Annotated in this window: 15 protein-coding genes and 1 pseudogene; 7 read left to right on the top strand and 9 right to left on the bottom strand. The window is 73.8% G+C overall.

The features are described from left to right. Nucleotides 1-37: 37 nt before the first annotated feature. The gene (locus ACWD4A_RS04910; RefSeq protein ID WP_451189596.1) at nt 38-7,390 is read right to left on the bottom strand and encodes an SDR family NAD(P)-dependent oxidoreductase; all 7,353 of its coding nucleotides are present in this window, start codon (nt 7,388-7,390) and stop codon (nt 38-40) included. Nucleotides 7,391-7,539: 149 nt separating this feature from the next. On the opposite strand from ACWD4A_RS04910, the gene ACWD4A_RS04905 reads away from it, so the two are divergent. After that, nucleotides 7,540-8,568, top strand: a complete 1,029-nt coding sequence (locus tag ACWD4A_RS04905; RefSeq protein ID WP_451189594.1) for a 3-oxoacyl-ACP synthase III family protein — start codon at nt 7,540-7,542, stop codon at nt 8,566-8,568. Between the two features lie 93 nt (nt 8,569-8,661). Here the strand turns inward: ACWD4A_RS04905 and ACWD4A_RS04900 are convergent, their stop codons facing one another. From ACWD4A_RS04900 to ACWD4A_RS04865, 8 genes are all read right to left on the bottom strand, one after another. Further along, nucleotides 8,662-9,195 carry a GNAT family N-acetyltransferase gene (locus tag ACWD4A_RS04900; RefSeq protein ID WP_451189592.1) on the bottom strand — a complete coding sequence of 178 codons (534 nt, stop codon included), beginning with the start codon at nt 9,193-9,195 and terminating at the stop codon, nt 8,662-8,664. 134 nt (nt 9,196-9,329) lie between these two features. Then, complete coding sequence (locus ACWD4A_RS04895; RefSeq protein WP_451189590.1) at nt 9,330-10,556, bottom strand: cytochrome P450; 1,227 nt, start codon at nt 10,554-10,556, stop codon at nt 9,330-9,332. Nucleotides 10,557-10,600: 44 nt separating this feature from the next. Further along, nucleotides 10,601-11,809: a cytochrome P450 family protein gene (locus tag ACWD4A_RS04890; RefSeq protein WP_451189587.1), complete on the bottom strand. Its 1,209-nt coding sequence runs from the start codon at nt 11,807-11,809 to the stop codon at nt 10,601-10,603. Further along, entirely contained in the window at nt 11,806-14,859 is a 3,054-nt protein-coding gene (locus ACWD4A_RS04885) for an amino acid adenylation domain-containing protein (protein WP_451189585.1), read from the bottom strand. The genes ACWD4A_RS04890 and ACWD4A_RS04885 overlap by 4 nt, the downstream gene beginning before the upstream one ends. 178 nt (nt 14,860-15,037) lie before the next feature. Beyond that, entirely contained in the window at nt 15,038-15,508 is a 471-nt protein-coding gene (locus ACWD4A_RS04880) for a pyridoxamine 5'-phosphate oxidase family protein (RefSeq protein WP_451189583.1), read from the bottom strand. A gap of 270 nt (nt 15,509-15,778) precedes the next feature. Further along, complete coding sequence (locus tag ACWD4A_RS04875; protein WP_451189580.1) at nt 15,779-17,464, bottom strand: MFS transporter; 1,686 nt, start codon at nt 17,462-17,464, stop codon at nt 15,779-15,781. A gap of 99 nt (nt 17,465-17,563) precedes the next feature. Further along, nucleotides 17,564-19,018, bottom strand: coding sequence for an aspartate ammonia-lyase (locus tag ACWD4A_RS04870; protein ID WP_451189578.1), 1,455 nt, complete (start codon nt 19,016-19,018; stop codon nt 17,564-17,566). Between the two features lie 44 nt (nt 19,019-19,062). After that, a complete protein-coding gene (locus ACWD4A_RS04865; RefSeq protein WP_451189576.1) occupies nt 19,063-20,064 on the bottom strand; it encodes an asparaginase in 1,002 nt (333 codons plus the stop codon). Nucleotides 20,065-20,278: 214 nt separating this feature from the next. Here ACWD4A_RS04865 and ACWD4A_RS04860 point away from each other — a divergent pair, with 214 nt between their 5' ends. The 6 genes and pseudogenes from ACWD4A_RS04860 (at nt 20,279) to ACWD4A_RS04835 (ending at nt 26,169) form a co-directional block, all read left to right on the top strand. After that, the gene (locus tag ACWD4A_RS04860) at nt 20,279-20,734 is read left to right on the top strand and encodes an Lrp/AsnC family transcriptional regulator (protein ID WP_451189574.1); all 456 of its coding nucleotides are present in this window, start codon (nt 20,279-20,281) and stop codon (nt 20,732-20,734) included. A gap of 123 nt (nt 20,735-20,857) precedes the next feature. Further along, a pseudogene (locus ACWD4A_RS04855) lies at nt 20,858-22,286 on the top strand (aminopeptidase P family protein). Nucleotides 22,287-22,304: 18 nt separating this feature from the next. Next, entirely contained in the window at nt 22,305-23,444 is a 1,140-nt protein-coding gene (locus ACWD4A_RS04850; protein ID WP_451189571.1) for an NAD(P)/FAD-dependent oxidoreductase, read from the top strand. 39 nt (nt 23,445-23,483) lie between these two features. Continuing rightward, nucleotides 23,484-23,798, top strand: coding sequence for a (2Fe-2S)-binding protein (locus ACWD4A_RS04845; RefSeq protein WP_451189568.1), 315 nt, complete (start codon nt 23,484-23,486; stop codon nt 23,796-23,798). Next, entirely contained in the window at nt 23,779-25,230 is a 1,452-nt protein-coding gene (locus tag ACWD4A_RS04840) for an FAD-dependent oxidoreductase (protein WP_451189566.1), read from the top strand. The genes ACWD4A_RS04845 and ACWD4A_RS04840 overlap by 20 nt, the downstream gene beginning before the upstream one ends. 30 nt (nt 25,231-25,260) lie before the next feature. Then, nucleotides 25,261-26,169, top strand: coding sequence for a dihydrodipicolinate synthase family protein (locus ACWD4A_RS04835; protein ID WP_451189564.1), 909 nt, complete (start codon nt 25,261-25,263; stop codon nt 26,167-26,169). Nucleotides 26,170-26,204: the final 35 nt, after the last annotated feature.

The raw sequence follows: 26,204 nt of genomic DNA, 5'->3' as shown, positions 1-26,204 counted from the left end.
GGGGGCCACGCGGACACCACGGGCACCGTGGGACGAGTCAGCCTGCCGTACGGGTTCCCAGCCGCTCGTGGACCAGCCGCGAGAATTGCGTCAACGTGCGGGGGCCGCCGATGAGTTCGGTGGGGGAGAGCTGGACGCCGAAATGCTCGCGGGTGCGCAGCAGGAACTCGGTGCTCATCAGGGAGTCCAGACCGAATTCCTCCAGTCGGCGGTCCGCGTCCAGTTCGGCCGGGTCGGCGCGCAGGACGGTGGCGAGGAGCCGGGTCAGGGTCTCGGTGACGGCGCCTACGGCCTCGTCGGGGGACATCGCGGCCAGGTGACGCAGGAACTCCTCGTGGGTGTCGTCCGATTCCGCGGCACCGGCCGGGATCAGGGCGGCGTGGCGCGGCGCCGCCAGGGCCGGGAGGACACGGCGGGCGCGGCCCCAGTGGTAGCGGCCGACGCCGGAGACGCCGGTGCCCGTGGCGACGAGGTGGTCGGCGGCCGCGAACGCCTCGGCGGGAGCGACGGGTTCGAAGCCGAGACCGGCCATGGCGGCGCCCAGGTCGTTGCGGGCGACGTACCCCGTTCCGGAGATCGGCCCCCAGGCGATCGCGGTGCCGGCGCGGCCGGTGCGGCGGCGGGCGCGGGCGCGGGCCTCCAGGTAGGCGTTCGCGGCGGCGTAGGGCGCCTGCCCGGGGTTTCCGATGCTCGCGGCGACCGAGGAGTACAGCAGGAACAGGCCGAGGTCCGGATCGCGGTCGGCGGTGAGGCGCTCCAGGACATCGGCCCCGGTGATCTTCGGGGCGAGGACCGCGGCGAACCGCTCGTCGGTCAGGTCGGCCAGCAGGGCGTCGTCCAGGTGCATGGCGCAGTGGACGATCCCGCGCAGGCGGTGCCCGGTGGCGTCGACTGCCGCGATGACGCTCCGCACGGCAGCCTCGTCGGTGACGTCGGCGGCGTAGGCGGTGGCGTCGGCACCGCGCCCGGTCAGCCGGGCGAGGACCTCGGCCGCCTCCGGCGCGTCCGCGCCGCGCCGGGAGAGCAGCGCCAGATGCCGGGCACCCCGGTCGGCGAGCCATGCTGCCGTGGCGGCGCCGAAGCCGCCGAGCCCGCCGGTGACGAGGTAGGTGCCGTCCGGATCCAGGACGGGGACGGCGGGGGCGGGTTCGACGGGCACGGGCTCGTCCAGCGGGTCGAAGGAGACGACCACCTTGCCGGTGTGCTGGGAATGCTGGAGCAGTCGGAACGCCTCGTCCACGCGGGCGGCGGGGTGGACGGTGTGGGGAAGCGGACGGTAGGCGCCGCGGACGATCCGTTCCTCGGCCTCCCGCAGCAGGGGCGGGCACCGCAGAGGGTCGAACACGACACTGTCGAGGTTGAAGCCGAGGAAGGTGAGGCTGTGGTGGAAGGGGCGCAGCAGGATCGGATTGTTGAGGAAGATGTCGCGTTTGCCGAGTTCGATGAAGCGGCCGTTGGGCCGCAACAGGTCGAGTCCATGGGCGATGGCCTCCCCGCTGAGGGAGTTGACGACGATGTCGACACCCCGGCCACCGGTCAGTTCCCGTACGCGCGGGACGAAGTCCAGGCTGCGCGAGTCCAGGACGTGGGCCGCACCGAGGGTGCGCAGCAGGTCACGCTTGGTCTCGGTGCCCGCCGTGGCGATGACGTGGAGGCCCAGGTGCCGGGCGCTCTGGAGGACGGCCAGGCCGACCGCCCCGGCGCCGCCGTGCACCAGGACCGTCTCGCCGGGGAGGGGCCGGGCCTGCTCGACGAGGGTGTGGTGGACGGTCAGGAACGCCACCGGGAAGGTCGCGGCCTCGGCGCAGCTCATCCCGTCCGGGACGCGCAGCGACGCGGCGGCCGGTGTGACGGCGTGCGAGGCCAGCGACGCGACCATCGGGCCGAACACCCGGTCGCCCGGTGCGAACGTCGTGACTCCGGGGCCTGCGGCGCGGACGACGCCCGCGCAGTCGGTGCCCAGCCCGCGGCTGAGGGGGGTGCCTTCGACGGCCTCGGGCGGCAGCAGCCCGTTGGCCCGCATCGGATCGCGGTAGTTGAGGCCGACGGCGCGGACCTCGACGAGGATCTCACCGGGGCCCGGACGCGGTGGTCCGGTCCGGCGCCAGACGAGTCGGCGGGAGAGCCCGGGATCGCGGACCTCCAGGACGTACGGGGCGCGGTCGGGGGCGGCGTCGGGGCGGTCGGCCGGGCGCTGGAGCTGCCGGGGGACGAAGCGTCCGCCCCGGGTGAGGACGATCTCGTCCTCGTCGCCGGGCACGAGGAGTTCGTGGGCCAGCCGACGGGCGTCCGCGGCCGGGGCGTCGGAGCGGTCGAGGGAGATCCGGCGCAGGCGCAGGCCGGGGTGCTCGTTGGCCAGGACGCGGGCGGCTCCCCACACCGCGGCGTCGGCGGGGTGGGCGGGGCGCTCGGGCGCGGGGAACAGCCCGCTGGGGCGGGCGACCAGCCACACTCCGCCGATCGCCCCGGAACGGGCGGCACTCAGCGAGCGCAGGACCGCGGCGCGACGGGTCGTCAGGGCGACGACCTCCGCGGAGGCGTCCGCGGCGAGCAGCAGGACGACGCCGGGCGTGGCGCCCCCGGAGGGCAGGGCGGCGTCCCAGGCGGCCGGGTCCACGGGAGCGGCGACGACGGTGGCCCGGCCCAGCAGCTCGGACAGCGCACGGGCGAGGGGGATCTCGTCGGAGGTCTCGGTCACGACGAGCCAGGCGGCGCCCGGTTCCGGTGAGGGCGGTGCGGGCCCGTCCGCGGGCGGACGGTCGGCGGCCGCCAGCAGGACGGAGCGGTCCTCGGTGCCCGTGCGCACCGCGCCGGTGAAGCCGCACGCGGCCAGCAGCGGCGGCCACTTCTCCCGGGCGAGCAGCCGGGTCTCCGGGCGCAGCCCGTGGTCGCCGCGCTGCCAGAACGCCTCGGTCGCCCCGAGGAGCAGGGCCGTACGCCAGGCGTCGTGCGGCTCCGTGGCCAGCAGCAGACCGCCGGGGGAGAGGAGGGCGCGGACGTGCCCCAGCGCGGCCGTCAGGTCGGCGGCGGTGTGCAGCGCGTCCCCGGCGACGACCAGGTCGAAGCCGCCGTCGGGGAAACCCTGGGAGAGCGGGTCCCGGTCCAGGGCGAGGACGCGGTACTCGACGAAGTCGTGGTCGGCGAAGCGGTGTTCGGCCCGCGCGAAGCCGGTGGCCGTGGCGTCGGTGCAGGTGAAGCGGGTGCGGTCGGCCGGTAGCAGGGGCAGCAGGGCCGCGGTGAGGGCGTGGGTGCCGGCGCCGGTCTCCAGCACCCGCAGCGGGCGGTCCCCGGGCCACCGCCGGACGACCTCGGCGACGAGCGCCATGACGACGCGATGGGTGAAGCGGCGGGCGGGCGCGGTCGCGTGGAACTGCTCGAGCGTGGGGTCCCCGGGTGGCAGGAGCTCCGCCGCCTCGGTGGTGCCGCGCAGCACATCGGGCAGGTGGCGCAACTGCCGGTTGACCAGGACGGTTTCGGCGGCGCAGGCCGGGTGGTCCTGCACCAGGTTCCGCAGCAGCTCACCAGTGCGCGGCGCGGTGCGGACGAGCCGCCACCGGTCGTCGTCCACGGGCTCGGCCAGCCCGTGGCGCACCACGAGCGGGAGCATCAGCCGGACCAGGCGCCGGTGCTGGGGTCGCAGGCCACCGGCCATGAGGTCGCCCGGGGAGAAGGCGGCGGCCGGGTCGGTGAGCAGCCCGGCGAGGGCGGCCGCCCAGCAGTGGGCCCCGGCCTCCTCGGCCGCGGTGGCGCAGCGGTCGTGGCCGCTCTCGCGCAGCGCCGCACGCGCCGCGGCGACGCGGTCCTCGACGGCCGCCAGCAGGGCGGCGGGCGGCGGCAGCGGGGAAGGGGCGGCCGGGGACAGGGGGAGCGGTGCGGCGCGCAGGACGGTGCGCTGGACGGTCACCGGCGTGTGGTCGGTGTTGTCCATCCGGCGGGTGCGGCAGCCCTCGATCTGTGCCGTGACGGTGCCGTCCTCGTCGGCGTAGACGATGTCCCAGCAGAACTCGTTCTCGGTGCGGGCACGTTGGCGCAGGTGCACGAAGCCCGCCGGCGCGGGGGTGCGCCAGACCCGTACCGCGCCGAACACCGACGGCAGGTAGGCCCGGCCGCTGTCCATCCACTCCTCGACCAGCGCGACGGTGGCCTGGAGCGGGCCGTCCAGCACCACGGGGTGGACCGTGTACGGGGCGCCGGGCTCCTCGTGCCGGTAGGAGGCCAGCAGCTCGCCCTCGCCCACGTGCACCTCGCCCAGCAACTGGAAGGCCGGTCCGACGCCCAGGCCGACGCGGTGGCAGGTGCGGTAGAAGTCCGGGGCGGCGACCGTACGGGGACACCGCGCGAGCAGCGCCACCGGGTCCAGCGGGGCGGGGGCCGCCCCGAGCAGGGTGCGGACCTCGGCACGCACCACCGCCTCGCACGCGCCGCCGCGGCCCTGGCTGCTGCTGATGGTCAGCGCGCCGTCGTCCGGGGTCACGGAGGTCTGGAGGCGTACGCCCTCCGGGTCGGGCCAGCCCAGGGCCAGTGGCCGGACGATCTGCAGATGCCGCACCTCCACGGGCCGCCCCAGCGCCAGCCGCCCGGCCGACAGGGCCATCTCCAGATATCCGGCGGCCGGCATCAGCACCGTCCGCGCGATCCGGTGGTCCCCCAGCCAGGGCACCGACTGCGGTTCGACGGTGCCCTCCCACAGCGCGTGGGGCGCCGGGAGCCGCTCGCCCAGCAGCGGATGGTCGAGCAGACCGGTGCCACTGGTGCGCATGACCATGTCCTGCGGGGCTCCGTGCCAGAACCGCTCGCGCTGCCACGGGTAGGCCGGCAGGTCGGCCACCCGGCCGGGGGCGGGAAAGTACACCGGCCAGTCCATGGCCGCACCCGCCGCGATCACCTCGGCGACGGCCGCGGCCGCCTCCCGCGGCCCGTCGCCGGCACGGCGCAGGGTGGGAACGTAGACGGCGTCAGTGCGACGCAGATAGGGGCGGAGCACCGGGTGCGGGCCGATCTCCACGAGGATGCCCGCGTGTTCCGCGACGACGTGGGCGACGGCCGCGGCGAAGCGGACCGGTTCGCGCACGTTGCGCCACCAGTAGTCGGCCGTCAGCGCCTCCCCCGGCAGCGGGGCGCCGGTGACGGCGGAGACGAACGGGACCCGGGCCGCCACCGGGGCCAGTCCGGCCAGCGCGGCCCGCAGCGGATCCGCGATCGGGTCCATGGCCCGGCTGTGGAAGGCGTAGTCGAGGTCCAGCTCACGGAAGAAGACACCCTGGGCGCCCAGTTCGGCGCCCAGGTCCGCCAGGGCCTGCGGGTCGCCCGCCACGGTGACGTCCCGGTCGCTGTTGATCCCGGCCAGCTCCAGGGCACCCTCGTAGCGGGCCAGCGCACCGAGAGCCTCCGCCTCGGACAGCCCGACGGCCGCCATCCGGCCGGACCCCGCCGTCGCCCCCTGGGCGCGGCTGCGTTCGGCGATCACCCGGGCCGCGTCGTCCAGAGTCAGCGCCCCGGCCACGTGGGCGGCGGCCACCTCGCCGACGCTGTGCCCGATCACCGCCGAGGGGCGCAGCCCGCGCGAGGCGAACAGCGCGGCCGAACCGATCTGCACGGCGAACAGGACGGGCTGGGCGACCTCGGTACGCCGCCAGGCCGCCGCGTCGGGCCCGGCCAGCTCCCGCGCCACCGACCAGCCCAGATACGGGGCCAGGGCGGCATCCGCCTCCTCGACGGCGGCCCGGAAGACAACGTCGGCGGCCAGCAGGTCCGCGGCCATGCCCGGCCATTGCGAGGCGTTGCCGGAGAAGACGTACGCCACCGTGCGCCGGTCGGCCGTACGGGCCAGCGCTCCGGTGGCGGGCGTCCCGGCGAGAAGCCGGTCGAACTCCTCCGCCGCCCGCTCCGGCCCGTCGGCGAGGACGGCCGCGCGGTGCGAGTGCGCGCTGCGCCGCAGGGTGGTGGTGCGGGCCAGATCGTAGAACTCCTCGGGCGCGGCCTCGCGCAGCCGGGCCGAGACCCGCGCGGCCAGCTCCCGCAGCGCCGCGGCCGAACGGGCCGAGACCACGACCGGCAGGGTGCCCCCGGTGCGCGGTCGGCGGTCCGGCGGGGCGGGTGGCGGGGTGAGGACGGCGTGGGCGTTGGCCCCGCCGAAGCCGAAGGAGTTGACTCCCACCGCGGCCCGCTCGCCCAGGCGCAGCCCGACGGGTTCGACGGTGGGGGCGAGGCCCAGGCCCGCGAAGTCGATGGCAGGGTTGAGCGGGTGGGCGTGCAGCGTGGCCGGGGCCGTGCCGTGCCGCAGCACCAGCAGCGCCTTGAACAGGCCCGGCATCCCGGCGGCCGGTTCCAGGTGGCCCACGTTGGACTTGACCGAGCCGATCGGCAGCGGCCCCCGCGTCCGGCGCCGCCCCAGGGCCCGCCCGACGGCGGCCGCCTCCGCCGGGTCGCCGGCCGGGGTGCCGGTGCCGTGCGCCTCGAAGTACACCAGGTCGTCCGGCGCCACCCCCGACCGCTCGTACACCGTGCGCAGCAGCGCTTCCTGGGCGTGGGAACTGGGCAGGGCCATGCCCGGGGTGCGGCCGTCGCAGTTGGCGCCCGTGCCGGCGATCACCGCGTGGATCCGGTCTCCGTCGGACAGCGCGTCGGCGAGCGGCTTGAGGACGACGACGCCCCCGCCCTCGGACCGCACGAAGCCGTCGGCGTCGGCGGAGAAGGCGGCGCACCGGCCGCGCCGCGACAGCATGCCCGCATGGGAGAAACCGGCGAAGGCGAAGGGCCCGATCAGCACGTTGACACCGCCGGCCAGGGCGATGCGGCTGGTGCCGTCCAGCAGCGTCCGGCAGGCACGGTCGAGGGCCACCAGGGCCGAGGAACAGGCGGTGTCGACCGCCATGCTCGGCCCGCGCAGGTCGAAGCAGTACGACAGGCGGTTCGCGGCGATCGACAGGGTGCTGCCGCTCATGGCGTAGGGGCTGGTGTGGTTCTCCTGCATCATGACGAACTGGCCGTAGGCCGGGTCGGAGACGCCGATGTACACGCAGGTGTCCGAGCCGGCGAGCGACTCGGCGGGGATCCCGGCGTCGTCCAGCGCCTCGGCCGTCATCTCCAGCAGCAGCCGCTGCTGCGGGTCGACGAAGGGGGCCTCTTTGGGGGCGATGCCGAAGTAGCCCGCGTCGAAGCGGGCCACGTCGTCGAGGAACCCACCGGCCGCGGTGCGGCTCCGCCCGGCGCGCACGGCCCCGGGGTCCACGAAGCGGGCCTTGTCGAAGCGGTCCGCCGGGATCTCGCCCACCAGGTCACGGCCCTCGGCCAGGGCCGTCCACAGCCCGGCCAGGTCGGTGATCCCGCCGGGCAGCCGCAGGCCGGCACCCACCACGGCCACCGCCACCGCGCGGTCACGCTGCCCCATGACATGCTCCGTTCCCCAGCAGGAACCGGTCCTATGTGGTATGGGGAGGGATACCCAACAAGCTTGCTGATCAAGCGAAATGTGACTCCATCAGGTGAACTGACATGAGTATTGCTCGAATTGACCTTTGAGGGGGTTATGGTGATGCCGTGCCCGATGCCCGGCGTGCCCGTCTGGCGGCGACGGCGGTTCACCTGCCGTCCCGCTATCGGACCATGGGCGGCATCCGGGAGCGGATCGCGGCCTCGGGCGGGGTCTACGTCCCCCCGGCCGGCCTCCTGGAAGACCTCACCGGGGTGCGCGGGGTCCACGTGCGCGACGAGGGCGTCCAGGCGTCCGACCTCGCGGTCGCGGCCGCCACCAAGGCGCTGCGAGCGGCGGGTGCCGACATCGGCGAGGTCGACCTGCTGCTGTTCGCCGCCACCAGCCACGACCTCCTCGAACCGGCGACCGCGCACATCGTGGCCGCGAAACTCGGCGCCACCTGCCCGGTGTTCGACATCAAGAACGCCTGCAACAGCGTGCTCAACGCGGTGGAGACGGCATGCGCCCTCATCGCCGTGGGCCGGTACCGCACCGTGCTGATCGCCTGCGGTGAGACGCTCACGGAAACCACCCGCTGGCGCCTGCCCGACCATGAGGCGCTCCTGCGGGCCATGCCCGGCTACACCGTCTCCGACGCCGGCGCCGCCCTCGTCCTGACCGCCGGGCCCGCCGGAGAACACGACCCCGGCGTGCTCTCCCTGGTCTTCGGCGGTGACTCCACGGCCTGGGAGGCCTGCACCGTGGCCGGGGGCGGCTCGCTGCACGGCCGCTCCATCGACGACGAGCACACCACCGTCCGCCTCAACGGCAGCCTGCTGCACGATGCGTTCGACGTCCTGCCTCTCGCACTGGAGGTCTTTGCGCGCCGCGAGATGGAGGCGGTCCGCCGGAGCGCGTTCATCGCCTTCCACCAGATCTCCATGCCCCAGTTCCTCGACACGTCGGCCAAACTCGGCCTGCCCGTCGACCGATGCCTGGCCACCGTGGCCGAGCACGGCAACTGCGGCGCCGCCTCCCTGCCCCTGCAACTGGCCGCGGCCCAGGAATCCGACCGGGTGGAGCGCGGGGACCTGGTGGGACTGATCGGCCTGGCCAGCGGGGCCTGCTTCGGCGTCGTCCAGGTGCGACTGTGACACGGACGACCGGCGCCGCCGCCGTACGGCCCGCGCCCTTCGCACCGCCCCGGCTGCTGCCCGGCTACCCCGGCCCTGGAGCCGCGCCCCGGCTCACGCCTGGAATTCGGTCAGGTCGATGCTGTGGACGTTCAGCGGAAGGTCGTACACCGGGTGTACCGTCTCGCGCTCCGGCACCATGCCGAGCTTGCGGATCACGTTCTCGGAGGCTTCGTCACCGGCCCGGTTGATGCTGATGACGCGGTCGAGGCCACGGTCCTGAAGCGCGAACTCCAGTGTGGCGTGAGCGGCTTCGGAAGCGTATCCCTGGCCCCAGAACTGCGAGCCGAGCCGCCAGCCGATCGCCACAGCGGGCAGCACCTCCGGCAGGAACTCGGGAACGTACAGACCCGTGAAGCCGGCCAGTTCGCCCGAGGCCAGCAGCTCGACGGCGAAGAGACCGAAGCCTTCCTCGTCCCATTCCTCCTCCCACTGCTCGATGGCCTCCGCCGTGTGCTCCAGGTCACACACCGAGCCGTCGTCCACCCAGCGCATGACCTGCGGGTCCGCGTTGATGTCCGCCATGGGTGCGAGGTCGTCGTCATGCCAGCGACGAAGGATGAGGCGGGGGGTGCGAATCTCGGTCATGGCACCCATCCTGCCGAAACCTGGGGCTTTACCGGTAATCGGCACTCGCCGCGCTGCCACCCCCGGGTCAGGTGGGCCCGCCCCTCTTCCGGTCTTCCGGCCGGTGAGGAACGGGCCCGTGTGCCGGCAGGCTCCTACCAGGTCACCGGAATTCCGGCCGCCATGATCGCCATGCGGTTGGGGTGCCAGGGCACCTCGTCCGCCGGTACCGCGAGGCGGATGTCCGGCAGGTGGTCGAGCAGGACGCGGAAGGCGGTGTCGGAGTGGCCGCGCACCAGGTGGGCGCCGGGGCAGTGGTGGCGGCCGTAGCCGAAGCGCAGATGGGGGTTGGGGGAGCGGGTGGGGTCGAAGGTGTCGGGGTCGGTGAACGCGGCGGGGTCGTAGTTGGCCGCGTCCAGGGCGAGCAGGATCAGGTCGCCCTCCTTGACGGCCGTGGTGCCGAGCTTCTCGTCCTGGGTGACGAAGCGCGGAATCGCGTTGCCCAGGACGACACCGCACCGCAGCAGCTCCTCCACGCAGGCCGGCATCGTCTCCGGCCGGGCGCGCACCGCGCTCATCACCTCGGGGTGCTGGAGGAGATTGAACGCGGCGACCCCCAGGAAGCTGGCGAAGTCCTCGTAGCCGCTGACGAAGAGGACCGACGCGATGTTCGACAACTGCTTGTCGTCGAGGCCGCGCCGCTGGTCGTTGAGGTCCGCGAGGCGGTCCAGCAGGCCGCGCGGCTCCCCGGGGCGGCGGGCGGACATGTGCTCGTGCATGTACACACGGATCTCCTCCCAGTTGCGGGCGAGCTCCTCGTGCGTGGGTGTCACCATGGTCAGGTCGAGGTCGGCCCGTACGGCGAGCCACTCGTGGTCCTCGAAGGGCAGGCCGAGCAGCCGGCACATGCACTGGGCGGCGACCCACTCCGCGAAGTGGCGCTGCAGATCACCCGGGCCGCCCTCCCGGACCATCGCGTCCAGGCCCTCGCGGGTGACCTCGGCGACCCAGTGGGCGGGCAGGTCCGGCTGGTTGCGGCCGAGCGCCTTCAGCACCTCGTCGCGCAGCCCGGCCTGCTGGAGGTGGTTCATGGCGTCCAGCAGCTCGGGCGCCAGGATCGGGGCGTCCTGCCCCGGGCTGTCGGGGTCGGCGAGCACGGACCGGGCGAACTTCCGCTCCCGCAGCACGTGCTGGGCCAGCTCGTAGCCGGTGACCAGCCATGCCTCGCCGCCGGAGTTGGTGCTGACCCTGGCCACGGGGCAGCGGCCCTGGAGATCACCGAGCTCGGGGGCGAGCCGGTCGCCCCGGGAGCTGAAGGGGTAGTGCGGCAGGACCTCTTCGGGCGCGGCTTCCTCGGGTGCGCGTACTTCCGGTGCGGTCACGGTTTCGGGCCTCTCTCGATGGGGTCGTGGGTCGGCGGGGCGGGTCACCAGCGCACCGGAAGCCGCGCCGGCGCGCGCAACGGGGTGGACTCGTCCCAGGGGATCGACTCCGCGGGGACGGCGAGCTCGATGCCGGGCAGCCGCTCCAGCAACACCTGTACGGCCGTGCCGAGTTGCAGCCGGGTCAGATGGCCCCCGGTGCAGGCGTGCGGCCCGTGCCCGAACGCGATGTGCGCGTTGGGCGTCCGGGTCAGGTCGAGACGGTCGGGGTCGGCGAAGGCCGCCGGGTCGCGGTTGGCGGAGGCGGGGACCGGCACGACCGCGTCACCGGCGCGGATCCGCTGCCCGTGCAGGGTGAAGTCCTCCTTCGCGACGAGGATGTTGATGGCGTTCATCAGCGGGACGTACCGCAGCAGCTCCTCCACCGCCGTGCCGATCCCCTCGGGATCGTCGCGCAGCTTCCGCAGCTGCTCGGGGTGGGTGAGCAGCGCGAGCAGCGCGTTGCCGGTGTGCTGCATATTGGTCTTGTAACCGGCCATGAGCATGGTGACGACGAAGCTGACGACGTCGTCACGGGTCAGCTCGCTGCCCGCGCGGCGGCTCTCGGCCAGCAGGAGGTGGATGTAGTCGTCGCCCTCCTCGCCCTCCTTGCGGCCGATCAGCTCGGACGCGTAGTCCTGGAGCGCGTACAGGGCGGCGAGGACCTCGTCCATCGACAGTCCGGCGGCGCCGAGGAGGGTGAGGGTGTGCGGCAGATACGTGCCCCGGTCCTCGTGCGGCAGCCCGACCGTCTCGCACAGCACCCGCAGCGGCAGCGGCTCGACGTACGAGGCGATCAGGTCCGCCGTGCCGCCGCCGGCCGAGGCCGTCATCTCGTCGATCAGCTCCTCCGCCATCGTCCGGATCCGCGGCTCCATGAACTCCAGCCGACGCCGGCCGAAGAGCGGCAGGACGGTACGGCGCACGCGCTCGTGGTGTGCGCCGGTCATCTCCAGGAACGTCGGCAGGCACGGCGGCGGGGCGTCCTCCCCCTCGCGGGGCGGCCAGGCCGAGAGCAGCGGCCGGATGAGCCGGGGGTCGGCGAAGGCGGCCCGCGCGTCCTCGTAGCGGCTGATCAGCCAGCCCGTCTCGCCGTTGGGCAGCTGTGCCTTGACGACCGGCTGTTCCTCGCGCAGCCGGGCGTACGCGCACGGCGGTCCGGCGGTGCCCGGTTCGACGGCCGGAACCGGGACGAGTGCTTCGGTGCCGCTCATGCGCCGTGCTCCGTTCCGGACGAGGGGTGTTCTCGCACCGGCCGGCCGATGTAGCCGGAGGAGAAGAAGTACTCCAGGTACCGGTCCAGCAGGGCGGAATCGACCGGCGGGCAGTGCAGCCCGCTGTCGGCCAGCGCCTTCTCGGCATTGCGCCGTCCCAGCACCGGGAACGTGCCCTTCATGTACATCTCCTTGACCGACATGTCGGCCTTGCGGCTGCGGTCCACGCACAGGGACACGAACGGTGCCGTCGGGCTGGTCGGATTCCGGCTGACGTGGCGCACCAGTTCGCCCACCCACTGCGCGTAGGGCAGCGTCCGCAGTTCGAAGCCCACCGCGCGCATCCGGTCGAGGACGTCCGTCAGCATCGCCGGGCGCGGGTTGGTGAGGTGGTAGACCTGCCCGGTGGCCGGGCGGTGCGTGGCGATGTGGACCACGGACTCGGCGAGGTGGTCGACGGGCACGAAGTCCATCGGCAGCTCTATGTCGGGGGCGAGGCCCGTCTCGGCGATCGTCTTGAACAGCGAGCAGATCGCCGTCTCGGTGTTGCACGCACCGCGCACCCGGTCGCCCGTCACCTCGTACGGCCGGTACACGGCGACCGGCAGCCCCTGTTCCGCGGCCTGGCGCAGCACCCCTTCGGCGACCCACTTGCTCTCCGCGTAGCCCATGGTGAGCCCGTCCGCGTGGGCCAGCGGAGTGTCCTCGTCGACCTCGCGCACACCGGCCGTGCCGAAGCCGGCGACGACGGCGACGGTGGAGATGAAGTGCACGGGCACCCGCCGGGGCGCCGCGAGCCGGACGACCTCCCGGGTGCCGTCGACGTTCGCCGACCGCAACTCCTCGTAGGGGTAGAGGAAGTTGACGCGGGCGGCGTTGTGCACCACCAGGTCCAGACGGCCGGACAGCTCGGCGGCGTGCTCGGCGGACAGCCCGAGTCCGGGCTCCGCCAGGTCCGCGGGGAAGCACTCCACCCGCCGCCACGCGGCCTCGTCCGGGCTCAGGCCGTAGCGGGCGAGCGCGTTGCGCACCCGCTGCCCGGCATGCGCGCGGCTCGACGCCCGTACGGGGCAGTGGACGCGCGCGCCCGTCGAGCGCAGGAGGCGGTCCAGGAGGAACGCGCCGACGAAGCCCGAGGCGCCCGTGAGCAGCACGTCCGCCGGATCGTGCGGACGCGGGGCCGGGCCCTCGGCGGGCTGGAGCTCGAAACCGAGTGCGCTCTCGCGCTCGAAGTCGACGGCCGGCTCCGGCCGCGCCGTACCGCCGGATCCGCCGCGCAGCTCCCGTACGGCCGCGGTGAAACCTTCCAGGGTGGGTGCGGCCAGCAGGGTCCTGATCAGGGTGGAGCCCAGCGCGGCGTCGAGGTCCAGCACCGCGAGGGTGCGGGTGACGGCCTCGGAGGCGAGCAGGGAGTCGCCGCCGAGGAGGAAGAAGTCGTCCTGCGGGGCGGGGCGTACGCGCAGCACCCTCTGCCACACCTCGGTGAGCACGTCGAGCAGGCCCTCGACCTTCGCCTCGTCCGTTTCTCCGGGGAGCGGGGCGGCGGTTCTCAGCCGGGCGCGGTCGACCTTGCCGCCGCTGGTCACCGGGAAGTGCTCCATCGCCACGAGCGCCGGGACGGCCTGGGGCGGCAGCCAGTCCGCGCAGTACCGGCGCAGGTCGGGCAGCGGCAGGGTGCTGCCGGGGACGGCGGCGGTGACGTAGGCGGTCAGTGCCCCCGACTCGACCTGGACGACGGCCTCGCCGACCTCGGGATGGGCCCGCAGCCGGGCCTCGACCTCTTCGAGTTCGATGCGCGCGCCGCGCAGCTTCACCTGGTGGTCCAGCCGCCCCCGGTACTCCAGCAGGCCGTCGGCGTCCCGTACGACCCGGTCGCCGGTCCGGTACAGCGGACCGTGCGGCTCGATCGCGGGCAGGCTGACGAACCGTTCGGCGGTCAGCCGCGGGTCGCCGAGGTAGCCCAGGGCCAGGCCGTCCCCGCCGACGTACAGCTCCCCTTCCTCGCCCGGTGCCGCGGCCGATCCGTCGGAGCGCAGGACATGGCAGGTGGAGGCGCCGAAGGGGCGGCCTATGGGGACGTGTGCGGCGTCGGCGGGCAGCGCGCGCACCACATGCGCGGTGGAGACCACCGAATTCTCCGTCGGACCGTAGAAGTTGACCACCGTGGTGCCGGGGCAGGCCGCCAGGACGGCGTTCGTGAGGCGGGGGTCCATCGCCTCCCCGCCGGCCGAGACGAAGCGCAGCCGGGACAGGGCCTCGGGGCGGGTCCGCGCCACGAGGTGGAAGACGCTGGTCGTGAGGTAGGCGACGGTCACCCCCCGGGTCCGGAACAGCTCCTCCAGCGCGAGGGGCGAGAGCAGTTCCTCGCGGTCCGCGAGGACCAGGCAGGCGCCGGTGAGCAGCGCGCCCCAGATCTCGATCGTGGAGGCGTCGGAGGACAGGCCGTAGGCGTGCAGCACGCCGTCGCCGGGGCCGGGCGGGGGCAGCTCGCGGTCGGAAAGCACCAGGCGGGCCACGCCGCGGTGGGGGATCGCCACCGGTTTGGGGCGGCCGGACGAGCCGGAAGTGAACACCACATAGGCGCAGTCGGCGGCGGACGAGGCAGACGAGGCGGTCGTGACCCTGGTGGGGGCCGGGCCCGCGGGAGCGGTGCCGTCGACGGCGTCGAGCTCGACGCGGACGCGCAGCCCGCGCACACGGCCCGCGCTGCCCGGCAGTACGACGGCCGCGCGCAGCCCGGTGTCCTCGGCCATGGCCCGCAGCCGGCCGGGCGGAAGGTCCTCGTCGAGCGGTACGTACGCGCAGCCGGCCTTGAGGATGCCCAGCAGGGCGACCAGCGCCTCCAGCGAACGGCTGCCGCACACGCCCACCGGCGAACCCGGCTCGACGCCCTGCGCCAGCAGGCGCGCCGCGAGGGCGTCGGAGTGGGCGTCGAGCTGCCCGTAGGTCAGGGTGCGGCCCCCGTGCCGAGCCGCGAGGGCCTGCGGCCGGGCCGTGGCCTGCGCCTCGAAAAGCTCCGGTATGCGGTGGTCCCGTGGGTAGTCGCGCATATGGGGGCCGTACGCGCCGGCCGGGCTGTGCGGAGCGGTCGGGGCGGGTGAGGCAACGGTAACCGATCGGGCGAAAACGTCGATATCTGCCATGAATTCCTGCTCGTTCGAGGTGCGGGGGGTGTCATGTCTCCATTGCCTGACGTGCGTTGTGCGGGTCGTGCGGTTATGCGGGGCGTCAGCCGTCCTTGCCGTCCTCGGCGAATTCGGCGGCGAAAGCGGCGAAGTTCGCGGTGCGCCAGTGCTGTGGGCGCATGTGGAAGGTGATGTCGTCCCTGAGCTGGTCCGATGTCGCCGTCAGGTACGACCGTGCTTCCTCGGGGTCCAGATAGCGGCAGGCCATGGCCTCGCGCAGGGCCGGGTCCACCGGGTCGGAGACCGAGGTGACGGGACCTTCCACACTGACGTACCGGTACGGCCGGTTCTCGTCCTGCGCGCACAGGCTGAACCGGCCGGCCTCGCGCAGGAGCCGGGCCTTGATCGTCTCCCGGCCGGTCTGCACGACGACCTCCCCTCCGGGCTCGTAGTGGTACCAGACCGGTACGAGCAGCGGTGCGCGGCTGCCCCGGGGGTCGGTGACGCCCAGAACGCCGACATGCAGGTCGGCGAGGAAGTGTTCACGTTCGTCGTGCGGCATCGCGGGCAGCATGAGTCGGTCTCCCTGTCTTGGCGGTACCCGGGGCCCGGCCTGTGTGGCATGACCATGATCTGATCGATTGCCCGGGTCAAATGGCCTGTAAACCAACGTTTTTGAGGGACTTATCGCTAACAGTCAGGCTATGACGGCTAGTTCAGCTGATGAGAGTGGACGTTTGTGCTCCGTCTGTCAACCAGCGACATCACGACCCGGCCAGCCGACGTCCTGGAGGTGGTGACCTGGAGGCGGTGACCTGGGAACGAGCCGATGCCCTCGTCGGGGTCAGTGGCCCGGCGTCCGGCCGGGCCGGGGGAGCAGGAAGGAGGCCACGAGCGTGACCGCGAGCAGGCCGGCCTCCGCGCCCAGGGTGATCTTCATGGTCCGGGCGTAGCCGAGCCTGACGGCCGCCCGGCCCGCCTCGGCGGCGGGGCGGCCCGTCAGCCGGCGGCAGGAGTCGGGCGGCGCCCCGGGGTCCCTGGACCCGGCGGCCTCCCGCCCGCACTCGCGCAGGGCCACCACGAGAGCGGACCGGTCCGCGCCGGTCACCCCGGCCGAACCGAGCACCCCGGGGGCGACCGTGTCCGTGGCACCGGCGACCTGGCCGCCGAGCGCGGAGAAGAACACCGTGCCCAGCACCGCGACCCCCAGCGCGCTGCCGAACTGCTGCACCGCGGTCAGCGTCCCGGCCGCCGAGCCCATTTCGTGCGGCTCCACCGCGGCCAGCACCGTATGGAAGAACGGGCCCATCACCAGCCCCATGCCCAGCCCGACGACGGCCAGCGCCGGCGCGCCCTGCCACACCGTGACCCGCGCGCCGGCGAGCTGGAGCGTGAGCGCGAACGCGCCGGTGCCCAGGGCCATCACCACCACGCCGGTCCGGACGAGCCCGCGGCCGAGCCGGTCGAGCGCCCCCGAGCCGTCCAGTACCTGTACGACGGCGAAGCCGACGACGGTCCCCGCCGACCAGGGCAGTACGGCCAGACCCGCCTCGAGAGGCGAGGCCCCCAGCCCCGACTGCAGATAGAGGCTGAGCACCAGCGAGAAGCCCGCCACCGCGGCGAACAGCACCGCCCCCGTCACCAATCCGGCCGAGAAGGCCCTCTTGCGGAACAGCCCCGGCACCACCAGCGGGTCGCCGCCGGCCCGCGCCGTGCGCGCCTCGTACCAGCCGAAGAGCCCGAACAGGGCCACCCCGGCCGCCATGGAGACGAACGCCCATACCGGCCAGCCCAGCTCACGTCCCTGCACGAGCGGGAAGACGACCGGCAGCGCGGCGGCCGAGGCGAGCACGACCCCGACGAGGTCGAGTCGCGCCGTGGCCGTACGGCCCGGCTCGGGCAGGAACCGCCATCCGCCGAGCAGCGCGAGCAGCCCGAACGGCAGGTTGATCAGGAAGACCATGCGCCAGCCGGCCCCGAAGAAGTCGGCACTCACCAGCCATCCGGCCAGCACCGGGCCGCCCACGTACGACAGCCCCATCACCGGCCCGTACATCCCGAACGCCTTGCCCGCCTCCTTGCCGTGGAACATCTCCTTGATGAGGCCGAGCCCCTGCGGGATCATCACCGCGCCGAACAGCCCCTGCACCCCGCGCGAGCCGATCAGCACCTCCGGCGACGGGGCCGCCGCGCACAGCAGCGAGGCGACGGTGAACCCGAACGTTCCGGTCAGGAACATCCGCCGGCGCCCCACGACGTCCCCCAGCCGCCCGCCCGTGATCAGCCCGACCGCCATCGCCAGCGCATACGCGGCACCGAGCCACTGCGTCACGCTCGCCCCGCTGCCCAGCTCCGCGCGGATCGACGGCGCCGCGACATTGGCCACCAGCGCGTCGAGCATGTCCATCGCCTCACCGGCGAGGATCACCCACAGCGCCACCCAGCGCCATGCGTACGGCGGCGGTCCGGGCCGCTCGGAGGGTTTCCCGGGGGCGGAGACGGCGACATCGTCGGCACAGGAGTCGGACATGGGAAAGATCTTTCCCGAGAGCACCGGCGAAGAGGCGAACTCCCACACTGTTGGCGGGAAAGCGCGCCAACAGTGTGGGAGGTGAGCGAGGGGAGGGGGTCAGGAGCCGGTGGTCGCGGTCGTCCGGGTGTGGGGGCGGGCGAGGCTGTCCGGGTGGAGGATCTGCCGGAGCCGCTCCGGGGTGAGCAGGCCCTTGGCCAGGACGAGGTCCTGCACCGACGCACCGGTGGTCAGTGCCTCCTGGGCGACGGCGGTGGCCTGTTCGTAGCCGATGTGCGGGTTGAGCGCGGTGGCGAGGCCGATGGACTGTCCGACGAGGCGGGCCAGGTGTTCACGGTTGGCGGTGATGCCGCCGACGCACCGCTCGGCGAGGGTCAGGCAGCCGGCCCGCAGGTGGGTGAGGCTCTTGAGCAGGCTGTGCGCGATGACCGGTTCGAAGGCGTTGAGCTGGAGCTGGCCGGACTCGGCGGCGAAGGTGACGGTCACGTCGTTGCCGATGACCTCGAAGGCGATCTGGTTGACCACCTCGGGGATCACCGGGTTCACCTTGCCGGGCATGATGCTCGAACCCGCCTGCACGGGCGGCAGGTTGATCTCGGCGAGGCCGGCGCGGGGGCCGCACGAGAGCAGGCGCAGGTCGTTGCAGGTCTTGGAGAGCTTGACGGCGATCCGCTTGAGCACGCCGGAGAGCTGGACGAACGCACCCACGTCCTGAGTGGCCTCGACGAGGTCACCGGCGACGGTGAGCGGTATGCCGGTGATACCGCTCAGGTGGGCGCAGGCCACCTCGGCATACCTCGGGTGGGCGTTGAGTCCGGTGCCGATGGCGGTGCCGCCGAGGTTGATCTCGCGCAGCAGTACACAGGTCTCCGTCAGGCGCGCCCGGTCCTCGGCCAGCATGACGGCGTACGCGGCGAACTCCTGGCCGAGCGTCATGGGTACCGCGTCCTGGAGCTGCGTGCGCCCCATCTTGAGGACGTCCGCGAATTCCTCCGCCTTGGCCGCGAACGCCTGGCGCAGTGTCTCCATGGCCTCCAGCAGGCGTCCGGCGGCGAGTTGCAGGGAGAGACCGACGGCGGTGGGGTAGACGTCGTTGGTGCTCTGCCCGGCGTTGACGTCCTCCAGCGGGTGGAGGTGCCGGTACTCGCCCTTGTCGTGGCCGAGGAGTTCCAGCGCCCGGTTGGCGACGACCTCATTGGCGTTCATGTTGGTGGAGGTGCCGGCGCCGCCCTGGATGACGTCGACGACGAACTGCTCGTGGAGCCGCCCGGCACGGATCTCCTCGCAGGCCCGCACGATGGCGTCCGCCTTGCGGCCGTCCAGCAGCCCCAGGTCGCGATTGGCCTGGGCGGCGGCCTGTTTGACGGAGGCCAGGGCGATGACGAGGTCGGGGTGGGCGGCGATCGGGATGCCGGTGACGGGGAAGTTCTCCACGGCCCGCAGGGTGTGGACACCGTAGTACGCGGCCGCGGGGACGTCCCTGTCGCCGAGCAGGTCGTGCTCGGTGCGGACCTGCGGGTGGTCGTGGGGCGAGGTGGGAGCGGGTACCGGCATGGGGGGGATCCGATCAGGTGCGGGAGAACGTGGGGGAGGGGACGTCAGGCGGCCGCGGCAGCCGCTGCGGGGATGTCGAGTGCGTGGCGCAGTGTGCGGGTGCGTCCGGCCGGGTCCGTGGCGGAGAGGACCGCGGCGAGCACGGCGATCCGCGCCTGCCCGGCGCGCAGGGTGCCGGTCAGTACCGCTCCGGCGGCGGCGAGGTCCACGGCACCGCCGTGGGTGTAGATCTCCGCGACCGGTCCGGTGGGCACGCGTGTGGTGAGGGCGACGAGCACACCGCGGGAGACCGCTGTCCCGACGGCGGCGCTGATCTCGGGGGTGGCGTTGCCCGCCCCCGTCGCCACCAGGACGATGCCCTGGGCGCCCGCCTCGACGGCGGCGTCGAGGAACAGCGGGTCCGCGTCGCAGTGATGCATGACGATGTCGACCCGGGGCAGCGGCCCGGCGGCCGACGGCAGGGGGAGCGGCGCCGGGCGCCCGGGGCGGCGGTGGACGACGACCCCGTCGGCTCCCACGTCCGCGACCCGGCCGCCGGAGGGGTCGGCGAACGCGTCGGCGGCGAGCGTCCGCACCTTCACCGTGCCGCGGGCGGCGTGCACCTGCCCGTCGAAGACCACCAGGACGCCGAGCCCGCGAACCGACGCCGCCGTCAGCAGCGCGTCGTGGAGGTTGCGCGGCCCGTCGCCGTCCGGTGCTTCGAGCGGACGCTGGGCGCCGGTGAGGACCACCGGCCGGGGATCGTCGTGATGGAGGTCGAGCAGGAAGGCGGACTCCTCCAGGGTGTCCGTGCCGTGCGTGACGACGATGCCGTCCACGCCGGGATCGGCCAGTACCTCGTGCACGGTGCGCAGGAGCGCCAGCTGGTGCGCGGTGGTGAGCCGGGCACTGTTCACGCTCATCAGGTCGACGACCCGCACGGACACGCCCTCGGGCACGACGGCCGTGGCCAGCACGTCACCGCCCCGGGCCTCGGCGGCGAACCCGGAGCCCTGCCAGCGGCTGGCGATCGTCCCGCCCGTGCTGATGACGACGATCTGTCCCATGTCCGCCCGCTCCTCCGCCGATGATCGTTGCCGCGTGCGGCGACGTGCCGCATGCGGGTGCCGTGGGTCCGCTGTCCGCAGCGGCCTGGGGCATGCCCCTGTACGCCGGTTGCTGTGCGGCGCCCGGGGCGGGAGCAACCATAGGACGAATCGCACGCAATCGGATGGCCACATCAGGCGTGCTCGAGCGGAAGGTGTGGTGGATAATTGCGCCGTGGACCAGATTGACAGGAGTATCTTGCGTGAGCTCCAGGAAGACGGCCGGCTGACCATCCAGGAGCTGGCCCAGCGGGTCGGCCTCACGTCCTCCCCGTGCATGCGCCGCGTCCGTCAGCTCGAACAGGACGGCGTCATCCAGGGCTACCGGGCGGTCATCGACCCCGAAGCCGTCGGGAGGAGCTTCGAGGTCCTCGTCTCCGTCGAGGTCAGACGCGACCGGGCCGCGGTCGAGGCGTTCGAGGCGGCGCTCCAGGACATCCCCGACGTCGTCGAGGCGTACCGCCTCTTCGGCAGTCCCGGCTGTCTGCTGCGGATCGCGGTTGCCGACATCACCGCCTACGAGCGGCTGTGGATCGAGCGCCTCACCACGCTGTCCGGTGTCACCGAGGTCAACTCGCAGATCATCATGAAACGGATCAAGGAGCCGCGGGGCCTGCCGGTCGACCGCTGAGGGTGCGGAGCCCGGGAAGAACCGGCCGGCCGCGTCGGTGTGACCCACGGCATAGTAATGTGAAATTGCACTGACAAGACGTCAGTTGTTGCGCTGCCCCACCCGTGCCCGAGGAGGAATCCCGTGCAGGAAAACGCAGTTGCGGCGATCCGAACGGTAAGTCACGACCTGCCGGTTTCGGCGGAGTTCGAGACGTTCATGGCGGACGGCTGGGCCACGACGCCACTGCCCGGCGACATCGGACTGCCGGTGGCCGGCCTCGCCGCCGCGCGCCGGGCGAGGCTTTCGGCGCGCTTCCCCGGTGAACGGCTGATCGTGCCCGCGGGCGAGCTCAAGGTCCGCTCCAACGACTGCGACCACCGCTTCCGCCCGCACAGCGCGTACGCCTGGCTCACCGGGCTGACCGGCGAGGAGCAGGCCGGTCACCTGCTGGTCCTGGAGCCCGACGGGCCGCACCGGCACGAGGCGGTGCTGTACGTCCGGCCACGCTCACCGCGCGCCGGCGGGGAGTTCTACCGGGACCGCCGCTACGGCGAGTTCTGGGTCGGCCGACGCCCCGACCTCGCCGAGGCCGAGCGCATGACCGGCATCCGCTGCGCGCACCTCGATGTCCACGGCCGGCTGCCGCCCGGCCGCGACGCTTCCCGCGACGCCGGACTGGCCACTGTCCTGAGCGAGTTGCGGCTGGTCAAGGACGCCTGGGAGGTCGGGCAGCTGCAACTGGCCGTGGATCACACCACCGCGGGTTTCGAGGACGTCGTACGGGCACTGCCGCGCGCCCTGGCCCACCCGCGCGGCGAGCGGTGGATCGAGGGCGTCTTCGGCCTGCGCGCCCGCGCGGAGGGCAACGGAACCGGCTACGAGACCATCGCCGCCTCCGGGGCGCACGCGTGCGTCCTGCACTGGATACGCAACGACGGCCGCCTGGACCCCCGTGAACTCCTCCTGCTGGACGCCGGGGTGGAGACGGACACCCTCTACACCGCCGACATCACCCGCACCCTCCCGCTGTCGGGCCGCTTCTCGCCCGTCCAGCGGCAGGTCTACGAACTCGTCCTCGCCGCCCAGGACGCGGGCATGGCCGCGCTCGAACCGGGGGGCGAGCTTCCGCGATTTCCACCGGGCCGCCATGCGGGTCATCGCCGAGGGGCTCGCCGAATGGGGCATCCTGGGCAGCACCGAGGGCGACTTCCACCGCAGGTACACCCTGTGCAGCAGCGGCCACATGCTCGGTCTCGACGTCCACGACTGCGCGCAGGCACGGGCGGACGTCTACCTCGACGGGGTGCTGGAGGAGGGGCAGGTGCTCACGGTCGAGCCCGGCCTCTACCTCCAGTCCGACGACGAGACGCTGCCGGCCGGGCTCCGCGGCATCGGCGTGCGGATCGAGGACGACCTGGTCGTCACCGCCGACGGGGCACGCCTGTTGTCGGGGGCGCTGCCGCGCACGCCCGACGCGATCGAGGCGTGGATGGGCGAACTCATCGGCGGACAGGGGGAGATGGGGGAGTCCAAGTCCGTACCAGCCCTTGGCAGGCACAGTGCAATGTGAAATATTACTGATGTGCCCATGAGCCCACCGGACGTCATCGTCGTCGGGGCGGGCGTGGTCGGCGCCGCCTGTGCCCACTACGCCGCCCGCTCCGGCCTCTCCGTCACCGTGATCGACCGTGGCCCCGTCGCCGGCGGGACCACCGGCGCCGGAGAAGGAAACCTCCTGGTCTCCGACAAGGAGCCCGGCCCCGAGCTCGAACTCGCCCTGCTCTCCGCGAGCTTGTGGCGGGATCTGGCCCAGGAGCTCCCGCCGCGGATCGAGTACGAGGCCAAAGGCGGCCTCGTCGTGGCCGCCGACGCCACCGGAACGGCCGCGCTGCGGAAGTTCGCGGCCGCCCAGGCCGAGGCGGGCGTCACGGCCGAGGAGATACCGGCCGACCAACTGCACGACCTCGAACCGCACCTCGCGCCCGGCCTCGGCGGCGGCATGCGCTACCCGCAGGACGCCCAGGTCCAGCCCGCCCTCGCCGCCGCCCACCTGCTGCGCGCCTCGGGCGCCCGGGTGCACACCGGCGAGGAGGCCACCGCCGTCCTCACCGGCCCGCACGGACAGGTGCGGGGCGTCCGCACCACGGCCGGGGACCTGCACGCCCCGTACGTGGTCAACGCGTCCGGCCCCTGGGGCGGCGAGGTGGCCCGGCTCGCCGGCACCCACCTGCCCGTCAGGCCCCGCCGCGGCTTCGTGCTCGTCACCGAACCGCTGCCGCGCCTCGTGCGGCACAAGGTCTATGCCGCGGACTACGTCTCCGACGTCGCCAGCGGCTCGGCGGCGCTGCAGACCTCCGCGGTGGTCGAGGGCACCCCGGCGGGCCCGGTGCTGATCGGCGCCAGCCGCGAACGGGTCGGCTTCGACCGCACCCTGTCGGTGGAGGCGCTGCGCCGCCTCGCCGCCCGGGCCACGGCCCTGTTCCCGGTGCTGGCCGGGGTGCGGGCCATGCGGACGTACACGGGATTCCGCCCCTACCTGCCCGACCACCTGCCCGCCATCGGCTTCGACCCCCGCGTGCCCGGCCTGCTGCACGCCTGCGGGCACGAGGGCGCGGGCATCGGACTCGCCCCGGCCACCGGCCTCGTCATCGCCCGACTCCTGACGAACAGTCAACCACCGCTCGACATCGGCCCGTTCAGCCCCGGCCGATTCGCCCCGGCGGCCTGAGACCCCCTCACCGACGCCTTCCCCGAGAGGAGGCCCGCAGTGGCCCGTACCCCCGCCGACCTGGTCAGGGCGGAGCCCGGCCCGCCCTTCGAGATCACCTTCGACGGCCGTACGGTCGGCGCCCTGCCCGGCCAGTCCGTCGCCGCCGCGCTGTGGGGAGCGGGCGTCCTCGCCTGGCGCACCACCCGCGACGGCGGCCGCCCGCGCGGCGCGTTCTGCGGCATCGGCCAGTGCTACGACTGCCTCGCCACCGTCAACGGAGAGCCCAACTGCCGGGCCTGCCTCGTGCCCGCCCGGCCCGGCGACGTGATCACCACCCAGGAGGGGCACGGCCATGCCGACCTCGCCGTCTGACCCGTACGACCTCGCGGTGATCGGCGCCGGACCCGCCGGACTCGCCGGAGCCGTCACCGCCCGCGAACTCGGCCTGTCCGTCGCCCTCCTGGACGCCGCCGGGCAGCCCGGCGGCCAGTACTTCCGCCACCCCGCCCCCGGCCTGGGCGCCACCCGGCCACAGGCCCTGCACCACGACTGGGCCGCCTTCGCCGCACTGCGCCACCGCCTTGGGGCGAGCGGCGTCACACACCTCGCCCACCACCACGTGTGGACCGTCCAGCGGCAGGACGACGGGCCGTGGACCGTGCACGCCCTCACCGGCACCGACGGGGGCGCCCCGGTCCGCATACGGGCCCGCACCGTCCTCCTCGCCACCGGCGCGTACGAGCGGCAACTCCCCTTCCCCGGCTGGACCCTGCCCGGCGTCGTCGGAGCGGGCGGCGCCCAGGCCATGCTCAAGTCCGGGCTCGTCCTGCCCGGACAGCGGATCGTCGTCGCGGGCAGCGGGCCGCTCCTGCTCGCCGTGGCCTCCTCGCTCGCCGCCGCGGGCGCCCGGGTCCCCGCGGTGGCCGAGGCGTCGGGATACCTCGGCTACGCGCGCAGACCGCGCACGCTCGCCGCCAACCCGGACAAGCTCCTCGAAGCCGCCGTCCACGGCTCCGCGCTGCTGCGCCACCGCATACCGGTGCGCACCCGCAGCGCGGTCACCGAAGCGCACGGCACCGACCGCGTCGAGGCCGTCACCGTCTCCCGGCTCGACCGCGGCTGGCGGCCGGTGCCCGGTACGGGCCGCCGCATCGCCTGCGACGCCCTCGCCGTCGGGCACGGGCTCGTACCCCAGACGGAGCTGGCCACCGGCCTCGGCTGCGCGACACGGCACACGCCCGACGGAACGCACGCCCTCGCCCTGGACGACCTCCAGGAGACCTCGGTGCCCGGCCTGTGGGCCGCGGGCGAGACCGGCGGCATCGGAGGATGGCAACTGGCGTGCCTCGAAGGAGAGTTGGCGGGCATCGCGGTGGCTGCCCGGCTGCGCGGACTGCCCGCCCTGACCGGCAGCCGGCGCGTACGGGACCTGGCCCGGCGCCGCGACCGGCTGCGCGCCTTCGCCGACGCCATGGCCGCCGCCCACGCGCCCGGCCCCGGCTGGACCGGCTGGCTCACCGACGACACCGACGTGTGCCGCTGCGAGGAGGTGACCGCGGGCGGCATCCGCGAGGCGGTCGCGGACCTCGGCGCCCGGGATGCCCGGACCGTCAAGCTCCTCACACGGGCCGGCATGGGCTGGTGCCAGGGCCGGATGTGCGGCGCGGCCGTGGCCTGCCTCGCGGCGGGCGGTACGGCACAGGGGTCCGTACCGCCCGCCGCCGAACGCCGGCCGCTCGCCGTGCCCGTACCGCTCGGGGCCCTGGCGGACCAGCCCGCCGAAGAGGACGACTGCACCTCCTGACTCTCCCTCACTGCAGAAAGGACCACCGGCATGACCGCCAACTCCTGGACCACCGACCGGCCCTGGCGCGGCATCATGGTCGCCACGACGCTCCCGCTGCGCGAGGACCTCACCGTCGACTACGACGCCTACGCCGAACACGTCCGCCGGCTCATCGGCAACGGCTGCGACGGAGTCGTCCCCAACGGCTCCCTCGGCGAGTACCAGACCCTCACGGCGGAGGAACGCGCCCGGCTGGTGCGCACTGCTGTCGAAGCGGCCGGCGACGGAGCGCGGGTGATGCCCGGCGTTTCCGCCTACGGCAGTGCCGAGGCCCGCCGCTGGGCCGAGCAGGCCGCCGAGGCCGGCTGCGGCTCCGTCCTGCTGCTGCCCCCCAACACCTACCGCGCCGACGAGCGGTCGGTCCGCGCCCACTACGCGGAGGTCGCGCGGGCCGGGATACCCGTCGTCGCCTACAACAACCCATTCGACACCAAGGTCGACCTGACCCCCGCCCTGCTGGCCCGGCTGCACGCCGACGGCGGCATCGTGGCCGTCAAGGAGTTCAGCGGCGACGTCCGGCGCGCCTACGAGACCGCCGAACTCGCCCCCGGACTCGACCTGCTGGCCGGCGCGGACGACGTCCTCCTGGAGCTCGCCACCGCCGGCGCCGTCGGCTGGGTCGCGGGCTACCCCAACGCCTTCCCCGCCACCTGCGCCGAGCTGTACCGGGCCGCCGTCGCCGGGGACCTGTCCACGGCACTGCCCCTCTACCGGTCGCTGCACCCCCTGCTGCGCTGGGACTCCAGGACCGAGTTCGTGCAGGCCATCAAGCTCTCCATGGACATCGCCGGCCACCACGGCGGCCCCACCCGCCCGCCGCGCCTCCCGCTCACTGGCGGGACCGAGGCCGCGGTGCGCGCCGCCACCGGGAAGGCCGTCGCCCACGGGCACCACTGACGGCCCGACGGCATCCGCCGAGACCACATCCGCCG

Source organism: Streptomyces sp. NPDC002537 (genome assembly GCF_053594975.1).
Note: the sequence above shows the minus strand (reverse complement) of the source record. Positions and strands in the feature narration are given on the sequence as shown.

What these genes read in the sequence shown, in the direction of transcription:
- ACWD4A_RS04910 (WP_451189596.1), bottom strand. Translation starts at nt 7,390, where the DNA reads ATGGGGCAGCGTGACCGCGCGGTGGCGGTGGCCGTGGTGGGTGCCGGC.
- ACWD4A_RS04900 (WP_451189592.1), bottom strand. Translation starts at nt 9,195, where the DNA reads ATGACCGAGATTCGCACCCCCCGCCTCATCCTTCGTCGCTGGCATGAC.
- ACWD4A_RS04890 (WP_451189587.1), bottom strand. Translation starts at nt 11,809, where the DNA reads ATGAGCGGCACCGAAGCACTCGTCCCGGTTCCGGCCGTCGAACCGGGC.
- ACWD4A_RS04885 (WP_451189585.1), bottom strand. Translation starts at nt 14,859, where the DNA reads ATGCGCGACTACCCACGGGACCACCGCATACCGGAGCTTTTCGAGGCG.
- ACWD4A_RS04880 (WP_451189583.1), bottom strand. Translation starts at nt 15,508, where the DNA reads ATGCTGCCCGCGATGCCGCACGACGAACGTGAACACTTCCTCGCCGAC.
- ACWD4A_RS04875 (WP_451189580.1), bottom strand. Translation starts at nt 17,464, where the DNA reads ATGTCCGACTCCTGTGCCGACGATGTCGCCGTCTCCGCCCCCGGGAAA.
- ACWD4A_RS04870 (WP_451189578.1), bottom strand. Translation starts at nt 19,018, where the DNA reads ATGCCGGTACCCGCTCCCACCTCGCCCCACGACCACCCGCAGGTCCGC.
- ACWD4A_RS04865 (WP_451189576.1), bottom strand. Translation starts at nt 20,064, where the DNA reads ATGGGACAGATCGTCGTCATCAGCACGGGCGGGACGATCGCCAGCCGC.
- ACWD4A_RS04850 (WP_451189571.1), top strand. Translation starts at nt 22,305, where the DNA reads ATGAGCCCACCGGACGTCATCGTCGTCGGGGCGGGCGTGGTCGGCGCC.
- ACWD4A_RS04840 (WP_451189566.1), top strand. Translation starts at nt 23,779, where the DNA reads ATGCCGACCTCGCCGTCTGACCCGTACGACCTCGCGGTGATCGGCGCC.
- ACWD4A_RS04835 (WP_451189564.1), top strand. Translation starts at nt 25,261, where the DNA reads ATGACCGCCAACTCCTGGACCACCGACCGGCCCTGGCGCGGCATCATG.